This window comes from Leifsonia shinshuensis, assembly GCF_013410375.1.
Classification (GTDB): Bacteria; Actinomycetota; Actinomycetes; order Actinomycetales; family Microbacteriaceae; genus Leifsonia; species Leifsonia shinshuensis.
Genome location: NZ_JACCFL010000001.1, coordinates 555,705 through 574,648, shown reverse-complemented (window position 1 = coordinate 574,648; position 18,944 = coordinate 555,705). Strand labels below are relative to the sequence as shown.

Annotated in this window: 17 protein-coding genes; 6 read left to right on the top strand and 11 right to left on the bottom strand. The window is 72.3% G+C overall.

Going from position 1 to position 18,944, the window contains the following annotated elements; genetic code table 11:
• Window positions 1–27 precede the first annotated feature (27 nt).
• Window positions 28–375, bottom strand: coding sequence for a rhodanese-like domain-containing protein (locus HNR13_RS02890; protein ID WP_179604360.1), 348 nt, complete (start codon window positions 373–375; stop codon window positions 28–30).
• A 157-nt stretch (window positions 376–532) separates the two neighbouring features.
• Between HNR13_RS02890 and HNR13_RS02885 the strand changes: the two genes are divergently transcribed.
• From HNR13_RS02885 to HNR13_RS02865, 5 genes are read left to right on the top strand one after another with little or no spacing between them, the layout of a single operon-like run.
• Window positions 533–1,705: an LLM class flavin-dependent oxidoreductase gene (locus tag HNR13_RS02885; RefSeq protein WP_179604359.1), complete on the top strand. Its 1,173-nt coding sequence runs from the start codon at window positions 533–535 to the stop codon at window positions 1,703–1,705.
• 31 nt (window positions 1,706–1,736) lie between these two features.
• Window positions 1,737–3,074: an NtaA/DmoA family FMN-dependent monooxygenase gene (locus HNR13_RS02880; protein ID WP_179604358.1), complete on the top strand. Its 1,338-nt coding sequence runs from the start codon at window positions 1,737–1,739 to the stop codon at window positions 3,072–3,074.
• Window positions 3,071–4,192 carry an LLM class flavin-dependent oxidoreductase gene (locus tag HNR13_RS02875; protein ID WP_179604357.1) on the top strand — a complete coding sequence of 374 codons (1,122 nt, stop codon included), beginning with the start codon at window positions 3,071–3,073 and terminating at the stop codon, window positions 4,190–4,192. The genes HNR13_RS02880 and HNR13_RS02875 overlap by 4 nt, the downstream gene beginning before the upstream one ends.
• Entirely contained in the window at window positions 4,185–5,519 is a 1,335-nt protein-coding gene (locus HNR13_RS02870; RefSeq protein ID WP_343063425.1) for an amidohydrolase, read from the top strand. The genes HNR13_RS02875 and HNR13_RS02870 overlap by 8 nt, the downstream gene beginning before the upstream one ends.
• Complete coding sequence (locus HNR13_RS02865) at window positions 5,516–6,493, top strand: ATP-grasp domain-containing protein (RefSeq protein WP_179604355.1); 978 nt, start codon at window positions 5,516–5,518, stop codon at window positions 6,491–6,493. The genes HNR13_RS02870 and HNR13_RS02865 overlap by 4 nt, the downstream gene beginning before the upstream one ends.
• Here the strand turns inward: HNR13_RS02865 and HNR13_RS02860 are convergent.
• Genes HNR13_RS02860 through HNR13_RS02840 form a run of 6 tightly spaced genes read right to left on the bottom strand, consistent with a single transcriptional unit; the run spans window position 6,478 to window position 13,812 of the window.
• Window positions 6,478–7,527 (bottom strand): LLM class flavin-dependent oxidoreductase, encoded by a 1,050-nt coding sequence (locus tag HNR13_RS02860; RefSeq protein WP_343063424.1) that lies wholly within the window; start codon window positions 7,525–7,527, stop codon window positions 6,478–6,480. The genes HNR13_RS02865 and HNR13_RS02860 overlap by 16 nt on opposite strands.
• Window positions 7,524–8,639: an LLM class flavin-dependent oxidoreductase gene (locus HNR13_RS21265; protein WP_218881154.1), complete on the bottom strand. Its 1,116-nt coding sequence runs from the start codon at window positions 8,637–8,639 to the stop codon at window positions 7,524–7,526. The genes HNR13_RS02860 and HNR13_RS21265 overlap by 4 nt, the downstream gene beginning before the upstream one ends.
• 10 nt (window positions 8,640–8,649) lie before the next feature.
• Entirely contained in the window at window positions 8,650–10,287 is a 1,638-nt protein-coding gene (locus HNR13_RS02855; protein WP_179604353.1) for an ABC transporter substrate-binding protein, read from the bottom strand.
• Window positions 10,284–11,918, bottom strand: coding sequence for a dipeptide ABC transporter ATP-binding protein (locus HNR13_RS02850; RefSeq protein ID WP_179604352.1), 1,635 nt, complete (start codon window positions 11,916–11,918; stop codon window positions 10,284–10,286). The genes HNR13_RS02855 and HNR13_RS02850 overlap by 4 nt, the downstream gene beginning before the upstream one ends.
• Window positions 11,915–12,847 carry an ABC transporter permease gene (locus HNR13_RS02845; protein ID WP_179604351.1) on the bottom strand — a complete coding sequence of 311 codons (933 nt, stop codon included), beginning with the start codon at window positions 12,845–12,847 and terminating at the stop codon, window positions 11,915–11,917. The genes HNR13_RS02850 and HNR13_RS02845 overlap by 4 nt, the downstream gene beginning before the upstream one ends.
• Window positions 12,844–13,812 carry an ABC transporter permease subunit gene (locus HNR13_RS02840; protein WP_179604350.1) on the bottom strand — a complete coding sequence of 323 codons (969 nt, stop codon included), beginning with the start codon at window positions 13,810–13,812 and terminating at the stop codon, window positions 12,844–12,846. Before HNR13_RS02840 ends, HNR13_RS02845 begins: the two co-directional genes overlap by 4 nt.
• 262 nt (window positions 13,813–14,074) lie before the next feature.
• Here HNR13_RS02840 and HNR13_RS02835 point away from each other — a divergent pair, with 262 nt between their 5' ends.
• Window positions 14,075–14,605 (top strand): GNAT family N-acetyltransferase, encoded by a 531-nt coding sequence (locus HNR13_RS02835; protein WP_179604349.1) that lies wholly within the window; start codon window positions 14,075–14,077, stop codon window positions 14,603–14,605.
• 24 nt (window positions 14,606–14,629) lie between these two features.
• On the opposite strand, the gene HNR13_RS02830 is transcribed toward HNR13_RS02835, so the two are convergent.
• Genes HNR13_RS02830 through HNR13_RS02815 form a run of 4 tightly spaced genes read right to left on the bottom strand, consistent with a single transcriptional unit; the run spans window position 14,630 to window position 18,930 of the window.
• Window positions 14,630–15,991 carry an NtaA/DmoA family FMN-dependent monooxygenase gene (locus HNR13_RS02830; RefSeq protein WP_179604348.1) on the bottom strand — a complete coding sequence of 454 codons (1,362 nt, stop codon included), beginning with the start codon at window positions 15,989–15,991 and terminating at the stop codon, window positions 14,630–14,632.
• Window positions 15,988–17,079, bottom strand: a complete 1,092-nt coding sequence (locus HNR13_RS02825) for an LLM class flavin-dependent oxidoreductase (protein ID WP_179604347.1) — start codon at window positions 17,077–17,079, stop codon at window positions 15,988–15,990. The genes HNR13_RS02830 and HNR13_RS02825 overlap by 4 nt, the downstream gene beginning before the upstream one ends.
• Entirely contained in the window at window positions 17,076–17,897 is an 822-nt protein-coding gene (locus tag HNR13_RS02820; RefSeq protein WP_179604346.1) for a DUF1684 domain-containing protein, read from the bottom strand. Before HNR13_RS02820 ends, HNR13_RS02825 begins: the two co-directional genes overlap by 4 nt.
• Window positions 17,898–17,907: 10 nt before the next feature.
• Entirely contained in the window at window positions 17,908–18,930 is a 1,023-nt protein-coding gene (locus tag HNR13_RS02815; protein ID WP_179604345.1) for a transporter substrate-binding domain-containing protein, read from the bottom strand.
• Window positions 18,931–18,944: the final 14 nt, after the last annotated feature.

Below are 18,944 nucleotides of genomic sequence, written 5' to 3'. Positions count from 1 at the left end.
CGGAGCCACGCCGATTGCGGGAGGCGGTCAGTCCTCCGGCGTCGCCGTCGGCTCGCCCACCGGGAGGCCGCTGTCCTTCCAGGCCGGGAAACCGCCGTCGACGTGGGCGACATCGATGAAACCGTTGCCGACCAGCCATTCCGCCACCGGCCCCGAACCGTTCACGGAGCCGCACACCACCACGACGGGCTGATCCTTGGCTGCGCCCGCGAACGCCGCCTCCAGCTGTTCGCGGTCGACGATGTCGGCGCCGGGAAGCGCGCCGGCCGCCGAGCGGCCCTTCTCGCTGCGCACGTCGATGAGGCGGGCTCCCCCGGCGACGCGCTCGGCGGCGTCGGTGGCGGAGATGAGGGCGGGTTCACGGTTGTCGGTCATGAGACGAATCCACCTGCTCCGGCCGCCGCGGGCAAGTCCCGGTTACGCCGCGTTGCGGAGTTGACGGTTCGTGACGCGCACGCTTCTGCGCAGCCGCCGGGCTCTGCGAGTCTGCCCCGCACGAGACGAGAACCACCCAGGTGGGGAGGGAGAGACCATGAGCGAGAACCTCATCCTCGCGGTCGCGCTGGACGGGGCCGGCTGGCACCCCGCCGCGTGGCGCGACGCGGGAATCGAGCAGTCGACCGTGTTCCAGGCGCCGTACTGGGTCGAGCAGGTCCGGCGCGCGGAGGCGGCAGGGGCCGACTTCGTCACCTTCGAAGATGCGCTGAGCGTCCCGTCGCCCGAGCGGCCCGGTCGCCTGCACGGCCGGCTGGACGCGGTCCAGATCGCGAACTTCGTCGCACGGCGGACCGAGCGGATCGGGCTGGTCCCGACGACGAGCGTGCTGGAGACGGAGCCGTTCCACGCCTCGACGCAGCTGGCCACGCTCGACTACACGAGCGAAGGCCGTGCGGGCTGGAAGGTCCAGGCGACCCGGCCCGGGGAGACTGCGAACTTCGGCAGGCGCGACGCCCTCGCGTTCGGCCCCGAACTGCTCTCGACGCCGGAGGGACAGGAACGGCTGGCGCGCGTCTTCGACGAAGCGGCGGAGTTCGTCACCGTGGTGCGACAGCTCTGGGACAGCTGGGAGGACGACGCGGTCATCCGCGATACGGCGACCGGCCGGTTCCTCGACCGGGACAAGCTGCATCACGTCCACTTCACCGGCAGCGCCTTCAGCGTGGCCGGCCCGTCCATCACGCCCCGGCCGCCGCAAGGACAACCGGTGGTGACGGCTCTGGCGCACGCGGAGATCCCCTATCGCCTGGCGGCGCGGACCGCCGATGTCGTCTTCGTCACCCCGATCGAGGACGCCGACGCCGCGCGCATCGTCGAGACCGTGCGTGCCATCGAGGCGGCGGACAGGACCGAGCCGGAGCCGCTGCGGATCGTCGCGGACCTCGTCGTCGCGCTCGGGCCGTCGGCCGCCGACGCTCGCGCCCGCCTGGAGGCGTGGGACGCCCTCCACGGCGAGGAGTACCGCAGCGACGCCGCCATCGTCGCGGCCACCGCCTCCGAGCTCGCGGATCGGATCGAGGCGTTGCGGGCCGACGGCATCGAAGGCGTGCGGCTGCGACCGGCGTCCGTCCACCTGGATCTGCCCGCCATCGGCGAGCAGCTGGTACCCGAGCTCGGCCGCCGAGGCCTCCTCCCATCCACACCCCGGAACGGCACGCTCCGCGACCGGCTCGACCTCGGCCGCCCTCTCAACCGTTACGCCGCCTGAAACCGTTACGCCGCCTGAAAGCAGGATGACCATGTCACAGCCAGCAAAGCGCCGCCTCCGTCTCGCCGCCGGAGTCCCTGGCGTCAACCACTGGACCGTCTGGGGCGCGCCAGGCGCCGGGAGCCAGATCGACTTCTCCACCTTCGAGCACGTCGCCCGCACCGCGGAGCGCGGGTTCTTCGACTACTTCTTCCTCGCCGAGGGACTCCGGGTGCGCGAGCACAAGGGGCGCCTGCATGAGCTCGATGTCGCCGGACGCCCCGACAACTTTTCGGTTCTCGCCGCGGTCGCGGCCGTGACCGAGCACATCGGCCTGGTGGGGACGGCGAGCGCGACCTTCAACGAGCCGTACGACCTCGCCCGCCGGATCGCGTCGCTCGATCACCTCTCCGGTGGCCGCGCCGGCTGGAACATCGTCACGTCCTCCGACGCGTTCACCGGCGCGAACTTCCGCCGCGGCGGCTACCTCGACTACCCGGACCGGTACCGCCGGGCGGCCGAGTTCGTCGAGCTCTCACGTGCGCTCTGGGACAGCTGGGACGCCGACGGACCGCAGCACTACCGGTTCGACGGCGAGTTCTTCGACACCGAAGGCTGGTTCCCGGTTGCGCCCGGGCCGCAGGGCCACCCGGTGCTGGTGCAGGCGGGCGACTCGGGCGACGGCCGTGACTTCGCGGTCACCACGGCGGACGTCGTCTTCAGCCGGCACGGCGAGCCGGAGGCGGGACGCGCGTTCCGCAGCGACATCCGCGCCCGGGCGCTGGCGGCCGGCCGTGACCCGGACGGGATCCTCGTCATTCCGGCCGTGAGCATCGTGCTCGGCGACACACCCGCGGAGGCCGAGGCGCGCGCCAGGGAGACCCAGTTCACGCAGGTCACCCCGCAGACGGCGATCCACCTCCTCGAGCAGATCTGGGGAGTCGACCTGTCGGCGCACGACCCCGAGGGCCCGGTGCCCACTCCGCCGGACTCGCTCGGCGACCAGCTGACCCACGGTCAGGCGCGCCGGGTGGACGACCCTCTCGCCGCCGCTCACGCCTGGCACGCGGAGGCCGTGGAGCGCGACTGGAGCATCCGCGAGCTCGTCGTGGCGAAGACGACCCGCCACGAGTTCATCGGCACGCCCTCGCAGATCGCCGAGCGGCTGGACGACGCCGCCCAGACCGGTGCGGCGGACGGCTACGTGCTCTCGGGCTCGGTCGTCCCGCACGGGATCGACGAGTTCGTCGACAAGGTGGTGCCGCTGCTGCAGGAACGCGGGGTGCTGCGGACGTCGTACGAGCACCCGACGCTGCGCGAGAACCTCGGACTCGGCGACCGCCCGTGGGTCCGGGAGGGCGCCCTCGCGCGGGCGGAGCTTGCGTCGTGACGCGCATCCCGCTCGGCATCCTCGATCTCGTCCCCGTGCCGAGTGGGGCCACCCCGGCGCAGGCCGTCGCGGCGACCCTCGACATCGTGCGCCGGGCGGAGGCCGCCGGCTACCACCGGTACTGGTTCGCCGAACACCACTTCAACCCGGGTGTCATCGGCTCGTCGCCCGCCGTGCTCATCGCGCTTGCGGGCGCGGTCACCGACCGTATCCGCCTCGGCTCGGGCGCCGTCCAGCTCAGCCCGCAGGACACCGAGGCCACCATCGCCGAGGAGTACGCCCTCCTCGCGACCGCCTTCCCGGGCCGGATCGACCTGGGCGTCGGGCGGTCCGGGCTGGCGAGCGGGGGCCCGAGCGGTCCGATCGACGCGCCGGAGTCCGTGACGCCGGAAGGGCTCCTCATCCCGGAGCCCTTCCGCTTCGAGCGGGTGTTCGATGCGCCGAAGTTCAAGACCCTCGCACGCCTGCTCGTCCGCGGGCAAGGCGGCGCCGACTTCGCCGATCAGGTCGAGACGATCGTCGCGCTCCTCGCGGACGGAGTGGGATCCGGTGACGAGCGCGTCGGCCTCGGCACCAGTCCGGCCGGCGTCGCCCCGGAGCTGCGGCTGTTCGGCAGCGGCACCCTCACCGCGCGGCTCGCCGGGCGGCTCGGGCTCCCGTTCGCCGCCAACTATCACAGCGCGCCCTCCGGGGTCCTCGTGTCGATCCAGGAGTACCGGCGCAGCTTCGTTCCATCGGAACGGCTCGGGAAGCCGCACGTGATCGTCTCCGCCGACGTCGTCGCCGCTCCGACGAGCGCCCGCGCCGCCGAGCTGGCGTCCGGGTACCCGGCGTGGGTGCGCAGCATCCGCAGCGGACTCGGAGCGATCCCGTACCCGACGGCCGCCGAGGCCGCCGAGCTGGACTGGACCGACGCCGAGCGCAGACTCGTCGACGACCGGGTGCGCACGCAGTTCGTCGGCACGCCGGCCGAGGTCGTCGAGCGGCTGACGACGCTGCAGCGGGCAACCGGGGCGGACGAACTGGTGCTGACCACGATCACCCACGACCCCGAGGACCGGGCGGCGAGCTTCGAGTCGATCGCGCGGGAATGGGATGCGCGGGAACGGCGTGACTGAGCTGCGCGACCTCTCCCGGCCGACGGAGCCGAGCAGCAGCTACCTCGACGCGCTCCGCGACCGCACCGCCGAACGGGCAGCCCGAGCCGAGGCGCTGACCTCGCCCCACCGTGGTGCGGCTCCTGAGCTCGCCTCGGCGGTGGCTTCGGCCGTCCAGGAGCGGTCCGCCGCGATCGCCGCCCTGTCCCGGCGGATCTTCGGCACGCCGGAGGAGGCGTTCCGGGAGCACCACTCGGCGGCCGCGATCGCCGGCGCCGTCCGGGCCGAAGGGTGGGACGCCGCGGTGGGCGTCTTCGGCCAGCCGACCGCCGTCCTCGCGCAGGCCGGACGTCCCGACGGCCCGGCCATCGCCATCCTCGCGGAGTACGACGCCCTCCCGGGCATCGGCCACGGCTGCGGTCACAACATCATCGCGGCGAGCGCCGTCGGCGCCTTCCTCGCCGTCGCCTCGGTCGCCGACCGGCTCGACGGACGGATCGTGCTCCTCGGCACCCCGGCCGAGGAGGGCAACAGCGGCAAGGAGCTCCTGGCGCGGGCGGGCGCGTTCGACGGGCTCGACGCGGCGATCATGGCCCACCCGTTCGGCTACGACGCCGCCGACCATCCCTTCATCGGCCGCCGGATCCTCCGCGTCCACTACGCCGGCGTCGCCGCCCACGCCTCCGCCACACCGTTCATGGGCCGCAACGCACTGGACGCGGCGACCCTGCACTACCAGGCGGTCGCGCAACTGCGTCAGCACCTGCCACCCGGCGACCGGGTGCACGGCATCGTGCTGCACGGCGGCGACCGGCCGAGCATCGTCCCGGCGAGCGCCACGCTGGAGTACTACCTCCGCTCCCACGAGGCCGCGACCCTCCGGGAGCTGAGCACCCGGCTCCGGGAGATCTCCGAGGGGGTCGCGCTCGCCACCGGAACCGGCGTCCGGCTCGAGTGGGACCCGCAGCCGTACACGCTGCCGACCCGGTTCAACCGGCCGCTCACCGAGCGCTGGGCCGTGCACCAGGAGCAGGTGGGGCGGCGGGTGCTCACCAGGGACGTCGTCCCGAGCGAGCTCGCGGCGTCCACCGACTTCGGCAATGTCAGCGTCCGCGTCCCCGGCATCCACCCGGTCATCGCGGTGAGCCCGCCCGAGGTCGCGTTGCACACCGAGGAGTTCGCCCGGTACGCCTCCTCCGCGGCGGGCGACCGCGCCGCCGTCGATGCCGCGCACGGGCTCGCCCTGACCGCGCTCGACTTCCTGACCGACCCGGCGCTCCGCGAGGCCGCCGCAGCCGACTTCGCCGCCGCCGGCGGCCGCCTCGATGTGGAAGGGTACTTCTCGTGACCACTGCTCCCGCCGTCTACGCGATCCATGAGAACCCGGACTGGTTCGGCCCGTTCCGGGACGCGTTCGAAGCCGAGGGCGTCCCCCTCGTCGAGTGGCTGCTCGTCGACGGCGTGCTCGACCTCGACGCCGCGCCCCCGGAGGGCGTGTTCTGGTCGCGGATCAGCGCGTCCTCGCACACCCGCGGCCACGCCCGGTCGAAGGACTACGCCCGCAGCGTGCTGTCCTGGCTGGAGTCGCACGGACGGCGGACGGTGAACGGCCGCAGCGTGATCGAGCTGGAGATGAGCAAGGTCGCCCAGCTCACCGCGCTGCGAGCGGCGGGGATCGACACGCCGCGCACTGTCGCGGTGATCGGCACGCACAACCTCCCCGCGGCCGCACAGGACTTCCCGACTCCGTTCGTGATCAAGCACAACCAGGGCGGCAAGGGCATCAGCGTGCGCCGGTTCGACTCGGCCGACGAGCTCGCTCGTGCCGTCGAGGCCGGCGAGCTGGACGAGCCGGAGGACGGCATCATGCTGCTCCAGGAGCTTCTGGTCGCCGCCGAACCGACGATCACGCGCGTGGAGATCGTCGACCACGAGCTCGTCTACGCGGTCGCCGCCGACACCGCCCGCGGCGGGTATCAGCTCTGCCCGGCCGACGCCTGCGCCATCGACCCCGACACCGGAGCGCTGCTCACCCCGCCGGGCGCCACGATCGCACCGGAGCCGGATCAGCAGCTGTTCCGGCTGCGCGAGGGCTTCGACCATCCGCTGGTCGCGCAGTACGTCGACTTCACCCGCCGCCACGGGATCGAGGTCGCCGGGATCGAGTTCATCGAGACCGTCGACGGACGCGCGGTCACCTACGACGTGAACACGAACACGAACTACAACGCGGTCGTGGAGGCCGCGGCCCCCGCCTCCGGTCCGCGAGCCATCGCGCGGTTCCTCGGGCGGGAACTCGCGACGCTCTACGCGACCGTCTGAATCTCCGCCTCCGCGGCACGCCCGGCTCCGGGCACGTAACCGAATCGCGGTGCGATGAGTTCGATCGTGTCGTTCAGCACCTGCTCGTAGTCCGGCTCCTCGAACTCGTACGGCAGCTCCAGGCGCAGCTCGGACACGTCCGCGAACGCGGCGTCCTCAGCCAGCCGTTCAGCGATCTCCTCTGCCGGCCCGACCAGGTCGGCGGCGAAAAGCGTCCGCCGGGGACCGTGCGCGACACCCACCCGCGCATCGCGCTCGCGCGCGTACTCGCGGTACTTCTGCCGGGTCGCCCGGTCGGCACTGTCGGTGGGAAGGAGCACCCGCCCGAACGCCACCCGGAGGTCGTCCGGCCGGGTGGTGAGCGATCGGTGCAGGGCGATCAGCGCGCGCTGGGCCTCCACGAAGTCGTCCGTGCCCTCGCCCGAGATCACGTTCCCGGTCAGCAGGTGCAGCCCGTGCGTCGCCGCCCAGCGGATGGACGCGCTGCTGCCCCCGCCGTACCAGACCCGCCGGTCGAGGCCCGGGCTGTGCGGCTGCAGCCGGGGGCGCTGCACGTTCCCCGGCGAATGGATGACGGTGTCCTCGTCGCCGATGAACTCGCCGGAGAGGTCCGCCAGCAGGCGCTCGATGCGGCCGTAGGAGAGGTCGTACCCGCGCCAGTCGCCGTCGAACACCCGATCGCCGATGAGGTCGGCGTGCGGCGGTGTGCCCGCGCTCAGCCCGATGGCCAAGCGGCCTCCCGAGAGCACGTCGGCGGTCGCGAGGTCCTCGCCCAGCCGGAACGGGCTCTCGTAGCCGATCGGGATGACCGCGGTGCCGAGTTCGATCGTCGACGTCCGCTGCGTCGCGGCGCCGAGGAACACGGCGGCGGAGGAGATCCCGTGCTCGAGGTGGCGCTGCCGCACCCAGGCGCCGTCGTAGCCCAGCCGCTCCCCCGCCTCGATCAGCCGGAGGGTGTTCTCCAGGCCGCGTGCCGGGTCGTCGTCGGGATAGTTTCCCGGCGTGAGGAAGTGCAGGCGGGTGAGCCGGGTCACGCGGGCACCGCCTCGGCCAGAGCGGGCGCCTCGGCGACGGACGCGGGCCAGGCCGGGTCGCCGATGAACCCGTCCGCGACCGGGCGCACGTCCGAGCGGAAGAGCTCCAGACTGTCCGCCCACGCCGTCCGCGAAAGCTGACCGGGGTGGCCGCCGATGGAGATCGTGGTGTGCCCGAACGCCTCGTGGTATCGGGCGAGCTTGTCGAGCGCCTCCTGCGGGCTGCCGATCAGCGCGGACGAACGCGCCACATAGTCGTCGTAGTCGGCGTAGTCGGTGCGGGTGCCGGGCAGCGAGTGGTCGGCCTTCGACACGGCGGCGACGAACGCCTCGTAGGCGGGCCGGTACTCCTCGCGGGCTTGCTGGGAGGTGCGGGCCACGTGCAGGACGTGGCCGGCGCCCACCGTCGCGTCCGCCGGGTCGCGCCCGGTCTCGGCCCACGTCTCGCGGTAGCGGCGGACCAGCGCGGCGTACTGCTCGAGGGGATTCATCGCGTTCGCGGAGAAGATCGGGTCGCCGTGCCGGGCGGCCAGCTCCACCGACGCCGGCGAGGTCGCCGAACCGTGCCAGACGCGGATCCGCGACTGCAGCGGCCGGGGTTGCACGTCAGCCCCGCGCAACGGAGAGTGCCGGATCCCCGGCGCGCCGGCCGGTGGGTCCCAGTCTACCGAACGGGAGGACCAGAGCTGCCGGAGCAGCGTGTAGTTCTCCCGCAGGGTGTCCCACGCCTCGGTGCGCTCGATGCCGAACAGCTCGGCCTGCTCGGGGCCGTTGCCCTTCCCGATGATCAGCTCGAGCCGGCCGCCGGAGAGGTGGTCGATCGTGGCGTAGTCCTCGGCCACCCTCACCGGGTCGAGCACCGAGAGCAGGGTGACGCCGGTGAACAGCCGGATGCGCGAGGTCACGGCCGCCAGGTGCCCGAGCAGAACGGTCGGCGAGCTGGAGAGGAACGGCGCGTGATGCCGCTCCCCGACGGCGAACCCGTCGAAGCCCAGCTCCTCGAACAGGCGGGCGTTCGCCACCACCTCGGCCAGCCGCTCCCGGGGGGAGGGGGCGGGTCGCCCGTCTCCCCCCGGCGCGTTGGCGATCAGGTCGAGTCCGATGACCTTCATGACGCGACCCCTATTTCGTCTTGTACGCGTCGACGAGGGACCCGAGCCGCGAGTCCGCGCCGAGCACGATGCCGTGCACGTTCTGCCCGGTCCCGAGGATCGTCGTCAGCTCGACGACGGGGATGTAGTAGGCCAGGTCGACGATGCGCTGACCGGCCTGCTGCGCGATGGCGTTCCGCTTGTCCTGATCCGGCGTCGCGAGCTGGTCGAGCAGCAGCTGGTTGAGCTGCGGGTCCGTGTAGCCCTTGACCGTGTTCGACGGGAGGGCGTTGAGGAACTGCGTGCGCAGCACGTCCCCGTCAGCGCGGGAGAGGTTGCCGTAGGCGAGGTCGAACGCGCCGGCGTTCGACTGGGCGAAGTACTGCGGGACCGTTCCGGTCCACACGGTGACCTCGATGCCGAGCTGCTTCAGCTGCTGCTGGATGAGTTCGACGATGGACTGGTTCGGGTTGAAGTTGGCGATGTAACCGAGCCGGAGGGTGAGGCGCTTGCCGTCCTTGACCCGGATGCCGTCCGCTCCCTTCTTCCAGCCGTCGTCGTCGAGCAGCTTCGCCGACGCCTTGGGGTCGCTGGTGAGCTGCTTGCTCAGGTCCACCCAGCCGGGCGTGTTGGCGGCGAGCACGCTCGACGCCACTTTGAAGTCGGAGGTCAGCGCCGACTGCTGGATCGCGGTGCGGTCGATCGCGGTCAGCAGTGCCGTGCGGACCTTCTGGTCGCTCAGGATCGTGCCCGGCTTGGTGTAGGTGGTCAGGCCGAAGGCGACGCCGGGGTTCGGGCGGATGACGAGGCCGGTCTCGCCGGCCTTGAGTGTGGCGATGTCCTGCGGCAGCACGCCGCCGACCGCGTCGAACTGCTTCGACGTCAGGCCTCCGGTGCGCACACCGGCCTCCGGGACGATCTTGAACGTCACCGTGTCGAGGTGAGCGGCGGCGCGGTTGCTGTAGTCCTCCGGAGCCCAGCTGTAGCCGGAGCGCTTCTTCAGCACCACCGAGGTGTTCTTGGTGTAGCTCTCGAGCGTGAACGGACCGGTCCCGCTGAGGCCGGTGCCGGTGGCGCGGTCGTCGAAGGGGATCGCCAACGACTTCGGCGACAGCAGCGCCAGCGCGACGCTGGACGCGGCCTGCGGGAACGCACCGTTGGGCTTGCTGAAGGACACCGTCGCGGTGGAGTCGTTCACGACGGTGGTGCCGGCGTAGTTGGGCAGTGCGGTGACCGCGTTCACCGCCTTCGTGGCGTTCGCCACGATGTCGTCGAAGTTGGCCTTCACCACGGAGGCGGTCAGCGGGGTGCCGTCCGAGAAGGTGACGCCCGGACGCAGCGTGAAGGTGAACTGCGTCGCGTCCGCGTTGGCCTGCCACTTGGTCGCGAGGCCCGGGATGACCTTGCCGGTCTTCGGGTCCTGCTCGGTCAGCGACTCGAAGAGCTGGCGCTCCACGTACAGGGTGTCGTTGCCGCTGCCGAGCGCCGTCGGGTTGAGGGTGATCGGGTCGTTCGCCAGAGCGAAGGTCAGATCGCCTCCCTCGACGGGCTTCGCCGAGGCGGCGCTCGTGGAACCTGCCGCGTGCGCGGCGCACGCGCTGAGGACGAGGGCGGCCGCCGCGGCGGTCGCGATCCCGGCGGTGACGCGCCGGATCCGTGGACTGGTCATGCTGTTCTCCTTGGGGTGAGGGGTGCGCTGCGGCCCGGGATGGCCTCCAGCAGGTCGCGGGTGTAGGGGTGGTCGGGGCTGTCGAACACGCCGGCGACGGTTCCCGTCTCGACGACGCGGCCCTCGCGGAGGACGGCGACGTCGTCGGAGACCTGACGGACGACAGCGAGGTCGTGGCTGATGAAGAGGTACGCGACGCCGAGCTCGGCCTGCAGCGAGGCGAGCAGGTCGAGGACTTGGGCCTGCACGCGAACGTCCAGCGCGGAGACCGGCTCGTCCAGCACGACCAGGTCGGGGCGGATGGCGAGCGCACGCGCGATGGCGACGCGCTGGCGCTGGCCTCCCGAGAGCTCGGACGGCCGGCGCTCCGCTGCGTCCGAGGGGAGGCCGACCTGGTCGAGCAGCAGCCGTGCGCGCGCGGCTCGTTCCTGCCGCGTCCCGATGCCGTGCGAGCGCAGCGGCTCGGCGACCAGGTCGGCGATGCGGAACCGCGGGTTGAGCGAGGCGTAGGGGTTCTGGTGGACGACCTGGATGCGACGGCGCAGCCGGCGGAGCGCGGCTCCGCGGGCGGCGGTGATGTCCTCCCCGTCGAAGACGATCCGGCCGGCGGTCGGGTCGTCCAGCCGGAGCACCAGCCGGGAGGTCGTCGTCTTGCCCGAACCGGACTCGCCGACGAGGGCGAGCGTCCGGCCGCGGTGGATGGCGAGGCTCACGTCGTCCACCGCCCGGTTCCCGCCGAAGTCCTTGACCAGACCGGTCGCGATGAGCAGGGGCTCGCCCGGCTCCTGCGGGTCGGTGGATTCCGGCCGTTCGGCTCGGGCGCGGGTCAGGAACGTGCCGCCCGAGGTGTTCAGGCTCGGCGCCGCGGCCAGCAGCGCGCGCGTGTAGGCATGCTGCGGCGAGCCGAGGACCCGGTCGGGGGTCCCGGACTCGACCAGCCTGCCCTCGGACAGTACGAGGATGCGGTCGGCGCGGTCGGCGGCGATCCCGAGGTCGTGCGTGATGAGCAGGGTGGACGCGCCGAGGTCGTCGGTCAGTTCGTCCAAGTGGTCGAGGATGCGCCGCTGCACGGTCACGTCGAGTGCGCTGGTCGGCTCGTCGGCGATCACCAGTTCCGGCCGCGCGGCCAGCGCGATGGCGATCAGGACCCGCTGACGCTGCCCTCCCGAGAGCTGGTGCGGATACTGCGCCGCACGTTCCGCCGGCCGGTCGATGCCGGCCCGCTCCAGCGCCTCGAGCGCGTGCTCGTGGGCCGCGCGCCGGTCGGCGAGCCGGTGGATGCTGAGCACCTCCGCCACCTGCTGCCCGATGGTCTTGACCGGGTTGAGCGAGACGGTCGGGTCCTGCGGGACATAGCCGATCCGCCGCCCGAGCAGCCCGCGGAAGGAGCGCTCACCGAGCGAGGAGACCTCGTCCCCCGCGAAGCGGATGGCCCCGGAGACGGTGGCGTTCGCCGCGAGCAGCCGAACGATCGCCGCTGCGGTCGTGGACTTGCCCGAACCGGACTCGCCGACCACGGCGACCCGTTCGCCGGCCGCGACCTCGAAGCCGATGCCGCGCACGGCCTCCACGTCGCGCCCGGCGGAGTGATAGCGGACACGGAGGTCGTCGATCTCCAGCAGCGCGCTCATCGGGCGCCCTCCGCGGTGAACGCCCGCGACAGCCGGTTGCCGGCGAGCACGGTGAGAGCGATGACCAGCCCGGGGAGAGTGGTCATCCACCACGCGGTCGCGAGGAAGTCGCGGCCGCCGGCGACCAGGGCGCCCCACTCCGGCGTCGGCGGCTGGGCGCCGTAGCCGAGGAAGCTGAGCGCCGAGATCGCCAGGATCGCGGCGGAGAAGTCGAGGGCGACGAGCGCGAGCAGTGGTGCGATCGAGTTCGGCAGCACGTGCCGCAGCAGGACCCGGACGGGGCGGGCGCCGCCGGCGACGGCCGCCTCCACGAACACGCTGTTGCGCACCTTCAGCACCTCGGATCGCAGCACCCGGGCGTTGGAGGCGATCGAGGTGACGCCGACCGCGATCGCGACGTTCACCGTCCCGAAGCCGAGCGCGACCACGAAGGCCAGCGACAGCAGGAGGCCGGGGATCGCCAGCAGCACATCGGCGAAACGCATCAGCACCGCGTCGACCCATCCCCCGCGATACCCCGCGAGCAGTCCGATCAGCGTGCCCGCGAGGACGCCGACGAGCACGGCGATCGCGGCGGCGCCGAGCGACAGTCCCGCGCCGTGGACGACCCGGGAGAACAGATCGCGGCCGATCGCGTCGGTGCCGAAGAGGTGAGCGGCCGACGGCGGCTGCCGGATCGCGCTGGACACCGCCAGCGGATCGGTCGCGGTGAAGAGCGTGGGGACCAGGGCGGCGAGCAGGAGGACGGCGATCCAGAGGGCGCTCACCGCGACCCCTGGCCGGCTGCGCAGCCAGGTGAGCGCGGCGGCCAGGCGGGAACCCCGCAAGCCGGATGCCCCGGCGCGCTCGCCCGGGAGAGGCGCTGTGTCCGCCGAGGACGTGGACGCGTGGGAGACCTGCTTCAGCTCGGCCACGATGGTCTCGGTCATGCGGTCACCGCTTTCAGGGGGGCCCGGCGCGCGGCGCGCGAGGTGACGATCCGCGGGTCGAGCAGCGGGTAGAGGAGGTCCACGGCCAGGTTGACCGTCACGAACACGAGAGCCCCGAACACGACGACGCCCTGCACCACCGGGATGTCCTGCGCCGCGACGGCGTCGGCCGTCAGCCGTCCGACTCCCGTGCGGCCGAAGACCGTCTCCGTTACCACCGACCCGGCGAGCAACTGCCCGACGAGGAGTCCGGCGATCGTCAGCGCCGGGAGCGCCGCGTTCCGGAACGCGTGCCGCAGCTGGACGCGGGTCGCCGACGCGCCCTTGGCCCGCGCGGTGTCCGCGTACGGCTGCCGCAGCTCCCGCTCCAGTCCCTGCGCGAGCAGCTGGGCGACGAGCGCGCTGGTCGGGACCGCGAGCGTGATCGCCGGCAGGACGGCGCTGATCAGACCGTCGTTGCCCGTCGCCGGGAAGATCGGCAGCTGGAACGAGAAGAACTGGATCAGCAGCAGACCGAGCCAGAACGACGGGATCGCGACGCCCAGCGGCGGCAGCGCCAGCAGGAGTCCGCGGAGCCTGTTCGAGCGTGACCGCGTCGCGGCGAGCGCGATGCCGGTGCCGGCGATCAGCGCGAACAGGATCCCGAGACCGGCGATCTCCAGCGTGGCCGGCAGGCTCTCGGCGATCAGCGCGGACACCGGGCGTCCGGAGACGAACGATCGGCCGAAGTCGCCGGAGGCGGCGTGCAGCGCGGCGGTCCCGAGACGGACGAGCACCGGCTGGTCGAGCCCCCACTCAGTGCGGATGGCCGCCAGCTGTCCGGCGCTCAGGTCGCTCGACTGGCCGCCGGTGATGCTCGCCAGCGCGTCCCCGGGGAGCGCCCAGAGCACGAGGTAGCTCACGACGTAGGCGACCACCAGGACGAACACGGCCTGGCCGAGCCTCCGGAGGATGTATCTGCTCACGCGCGGCGTCCCTTTCTCTCGTGGCGGACACCTCATTCGGCCAGGGTTCGCGCGCCCGGACCAGCACGGATGACGGACTGTGTCGGGGGTTACGGATCGTGTCGACGACGGTGGATTTCACGCCGGCCCACCGCTATCCCGCGCTCGCGGATCGCAGCCTCGCAGTGCGTTACGGACCTTGACGCCGATGCTGGAGGCGCGCGCAGCACGCCGCCTACGGTGCCTGCGAGGATGGAACCGCCAGCTCGAAGGGAGCACCCCGATGACCACCACCCACCCGTCAGCGACCGTCCGCATCCGCAGCGCGCGTGCGGACGAGTACCCGGCGATCGGGGAGCTCACCCATGCCGCCTACACGCACGACTACGCGGACCTCTCGGCGCACTACCGCGAGGAGCTCAAGCACCCGGAAGCGCTGCTCGACGCGTTCGACTTCTTCGTGGCGGAGGACACGAGCAGCGGGGAGCTCGTCGGGACCATCGCGCTCCTTCGGCCCGGGATCGATCAGGACGGCCGGATCGGCTCGGACGAGCTCTACTTCCGGCTGCTGGCCACGCATCCGTCAGCGCGGGGCCGCGGGATCGGTGCCGAGCTGACCCGGTTCGCCGTCGATCAGGCGAGAGAGCGCGGCCAGCGCGCGGTCGTGCTGAACAGCGGGCCGGACATGCTGGGCGCCCACGCGCTCTACCGGAAGCTCGGCTTCACGAGGCGCGCGGAACGGGAGGGCACGATCGTCCTGCCCGAGGGGCGCACGCTCCACCTGCTGACCTTCGTCCTCGACCTTCCGGACTGAACCGTCCGGAAGGCCGAGGAGACGTCACGCCGTCCGTCGCGCGAGCGCCGCGGAGTCGAGCGGACGCAGCCCGAGGTTCTCGCGCAGAGTGTTCCCCTCGTAGCTCGTCGGGTAGATCCCGCGTTCCTGCAGCTCCGGGACGAGCCGGTCGACGATGTCGTCCATCCCGGACGGCACCAGCCACGGTGTGATGTTGAAGCCGTCGACCACCCCGGCGTCGGCGTAGCGCTGCAGGGTCGCCGCCACCGACGACGGGCTGCCGACGAAACCGCGGCCCGAGTTGAGCCGGATGACGAGCTCGCGGATGGAGAGGCCCTCCGCCTCCGCACGCTCGCGCCAGGCGTCGGCCGTGGTCTTGGCCTGCGCCGCGCGGAAGCCCGCTCCGCGGGTCTCGCCGGTGACGTCCTGCACCGGGTCGATGTCCGGCAGCGGGCCGTCCGGGTCGTAGCCGCTGAGGTCGGTGCCCCAGATGTTCTCGATGAAGGCGATCGCGGTCTGCGGGGTGACCTGCTTGCGGCGCACCCACCGCGCCTTCTCCTCGGCCTCCGCGTCGGTGTCGGCGAGGATGAACTCCTGCCCGGGGAAGATCTTCACGTCGTCCGCCGGGCGCCCGGCCTTCAGGGTGCGCTGCCGGATGTCCGCCGCGAAGCTCTGCGCGTCGTCGAACGCGCTGTGGGCCGAGAAGATGACGTCGGCCTGACGGGCGGCGAAGTCGCGGCCCTCGGCCGAGTCGCCGGCCTGGAACAGGACCGGGCGCCCTTGCGGGCTCTGCGGGAGGCGGCTGCGCCCGCGCGCGCGGTAGTGCCCGGTGTCCACCTCGACCGTCGGCGACGGCGCCCCGGCGCTCCACGCGTCCGCGTCCGGGGAGTCCGCGATGTCGGCGGCCCAGGCGGCCCAGAGCTCCTTGGCGGCGACCACGACGGCCTCCGCGTGCCGGTAGCGGTCCGCGTGGTCGAGGTAGCCGCCGCGCCGGAAGTTCTCGCCCGTCCACGCGTTGTCCGTCGTCACCACGTTCCACGCGGCGCGGCCGCCGGAGAGCAGGTCGAGGCTGGCGAACCGGTGGGCGAGGTCCAGCGGGTCGTTGTAGGTGGTGTTCTGCGTCGCGACCAGTCCGATGCGGGACGTGACGGCGGCGAGCGCCGCCAGCTGCGTCTGCGCGTCCGGCCGTCCCGCCACGTCGAGCTGGTGGAGGCGGCCGAGGTGCTCACGCAATCGCAGCCCCTCGCCGAGGAAGAACGCCGAGAACAGGCCGCGCTCGGCCGTCTGCGCGAGGCGCCGGAAGCTCTCGAAGTCGATCTGGGAGCCGCTCTCCGGCTCGGTCCACACGGTCGAGAAGTTGACGCCCTGGAAGAAGACGCCGAAGCGGAGGACGGTCGGTGCGGTCATGCGGACTCCTGGTAGCGGTTGACGGCGGCGGGCAGGCCCAGCGTCGCGCGCAGGGTGTCGCCGGGGCGCGGGATGGCGAGCGGGATGCGGTCGCGGAGCCGCGGCGCGACGGCGAACGCGAACTCCGCGAGGTCGACGTCGAGCACGGCGGGGTGGAGGCGGACGCCGTCGACGACGGGCGCGAGCGAGACGAGCAGGTCGATCAGCCCGTCGGCGGTTCCCGTGTAGCGCGCGCGGCGTGCGGGCCACGGTGTCCGGGCGTCGAGGGTGTGCACCCGCTCGCCTGCCGGAAGACCGGCGGCGTCGAGCGCGAACTCGAGGTCGAGGATCGCGAGCGCGGCCGTCGAGCGGACCGCCGCCGCGGTGTCGGTCGCGCGCGCGAGCACCTCCTCCGCGCTCCCCGGCCGCACGTCGAAGAGGGCCGCATCCAGTTCGGCGGTCCCGGCCAGGGCCGCCGCGCCGAAGACCGGGAGGGCGCCCTGCGGCGGCCTCGGCACGATCGACGGTCCCACGATCGAGTAGTCGTCGCCGGTGAAGCGGATGTGGTGCAGACGGTCCCGGTCGAGGTACCGGCCGGTCGCCACGTCGCGGATCACCGCGTCGTCCTCCCACGAGTCCCAGAGCCGACGCGCGACCTCCACCGCATCCTGCGGCCGTCCCGGCTGCCCGTCGCGCCCGTAGAGCGCCGCCGTCCCGGGGTCGTCCACCGCGGTCGCGACCCAGCCGGCGCGTCCGCGCGACGCGAAGTCGAGCGAAGCGAGCTGGGTGGCGACGTGGAACGGCTCCGTGTAGACCGTGCCCGCCTCCGGAACCAACCCGATCGCGCTGGTCAGTGGGGCGACGAACGCCGCCCGCTGGATCGCGTCCAGCCGGGCGGAGATGCCGTCGGGATCCGCCGGCGGCAGGGCCGAGTCGGCGAAGCTCGCGAAGGCGAATCCGGCGCGCTCGGCCTCCTGCGCGCGCTCGGCGTGCACCCGGCCGCCGAGCAGCTCGGCCGGGCTGTGCGAGGACGCCCGCCACGCGGCGGGGTGCGCTCCGTCGCCGTCGAGCTCGACGCCGAGGACGAGGGGATGCTCCGGGCGGCTCATCGGGCGCTCCGCTCGTGCGGGATCTTCTCTCCGGCCTCCACCGCGAACGGCAGACGGTTGCCGGCGGGCGGCAGCGGGCAGGTGGCGAAGTCGGTGTACGCGCACGGGAGGTTGACCGCCCGGTTGAAGTCGAGGACGACCGATCCGTCATCACCGGGAGCGGCGACGGCCAGCGACCGGTTGGCCGGGTAGGTGGTGACACCGCTGGTCTCGTCGGTGAAGAGGATGAACAGCGACCCCGGGGTGTGCCCGTTGAAGGCGGTCAGCCGGTGCACGCCGCCGTCGCGCGAGAACTCCACCTCCCCGGGAGCGGCGTAGACGTGCTGGAGGCCTTCGGCGACCGAGCCGACCGTCACCTCGACCGGCTGGTCGAACGGGACGAAGCGGCCCTCGATCGCCCACGCGGCATCCGGAGCGTAGGTCGGGGTCCCGTGGTACCCGGAGCGGGTGGGATGACCGGGATGCCGCGGCCGGAGCAGGTCGGATCCGCCCCGTTTCGCGATCTCGATCACCACGTCGCCGAACGCGGCGACGCGACCACCACGCTCCGGGATGGCGCCGAAGGCGACACGGCCGGTGACCGTGTCGCCGTCGACGAGGAGGGTCTCACCATCGCCGAGCTCCACGACCGGGCCGTCTTCGGAGCTCCACCAGCGTCCGGGGAGGCCGTCGTAGGCCGTCGGCTCCGCCGTCAGCCAGTGCAGCGCGGTGATGGCGAGGAAGCCGTGCGCGGAAGCCCGGTCGGCCTCGTGGGCCTGATGCCAGGCGCTCCACGCCGATTCGAAAGCGGTTGTCGTGGTGTCTGCTGCGATGGTCATCGTCGTCACCTCACTGGTTGCTGATCGGGAGCCCGGGCGGGTTGATCTCGGACTTCGGCAGGCCCTCGTTGGTGAGGTTGTACGCCTTCAGCCACTTGGCGTACTGGCCGTTGTCGATCAGGTAGTTGATGGCGTCGGCGATCGGCTTGTCGAGGCCGCTGCCCTTCTTGACGGTCGCGGCGATCAGTCCCTGGAGGCTCGCCCCGGCTCCGGAGTAGGTTCCGGCGGTGCGGGTCGGGTTCGCCGACGACGCGCTCTGGGTGTTCTGGTACGCGGCGCCCGGGTTCGGCCCGAAGCTGGCGTCGATCTTGCCCGAGTTCAGGGCCAGGATCGTCGAGTTCGTGTCGGGATAGTACTTGACGTTGAGGGTCTTGCCCTCGCCCTCGAGCTTCGTCTTCCACTCCAGCAGGATCTTCTCCTGGTTGGTGCCGGAGCTGACGGCGATGGTCTTGCCCGCCAGGTTCTCGTAGTCGCCGTTGAACTCCCACGTGTTCTTCTTCAGAACGGTGAAGGCGAGCTCGTCCTTGCGGTACGAAGCGAAGTCGTACTTCTCCTTGCGCTGCTCGGTGTCGGTGATGTTCGAGAAACCGACATCGGTCGCGCCGGTGTCGATGCCGACGAAGAGGTTGTCCCAGGTCGCGTTCTTCACCTCGGGCTTCAGACCGAGCACGGCGGCGACGAGACGGCCGAGGTCGGGCTCGGAGCCGGTGAGCGTCTTCTGGTCGTCGCCGGTGAAGGCGAGGGGCGGGAAGCCCGCCGGCAGCGCGCCGACGCCGATCACGAGCTTTCCGCTGGACTTCACGGCGGCGGGCAGCTCATCGGCGATCTTCGCGACCGTGGTCACCTGGATGGTGGTCGGGGTGCCGACGCCGTTGGTGTGCGCGGCGATGGCGACGCCGCCGTTCGAGGATCCGTCGTTCTCGGCTGACGCCTGTCCGGAGCAGGCCGCGAGAGAGACGACGAGGGCGGCCGACGCGAGGACGGCCCCGGCGACGCCGAGGCGGCGTCTGGGTGGGGTGATGTGGGGGGACATGGCTTCTCCTTGGT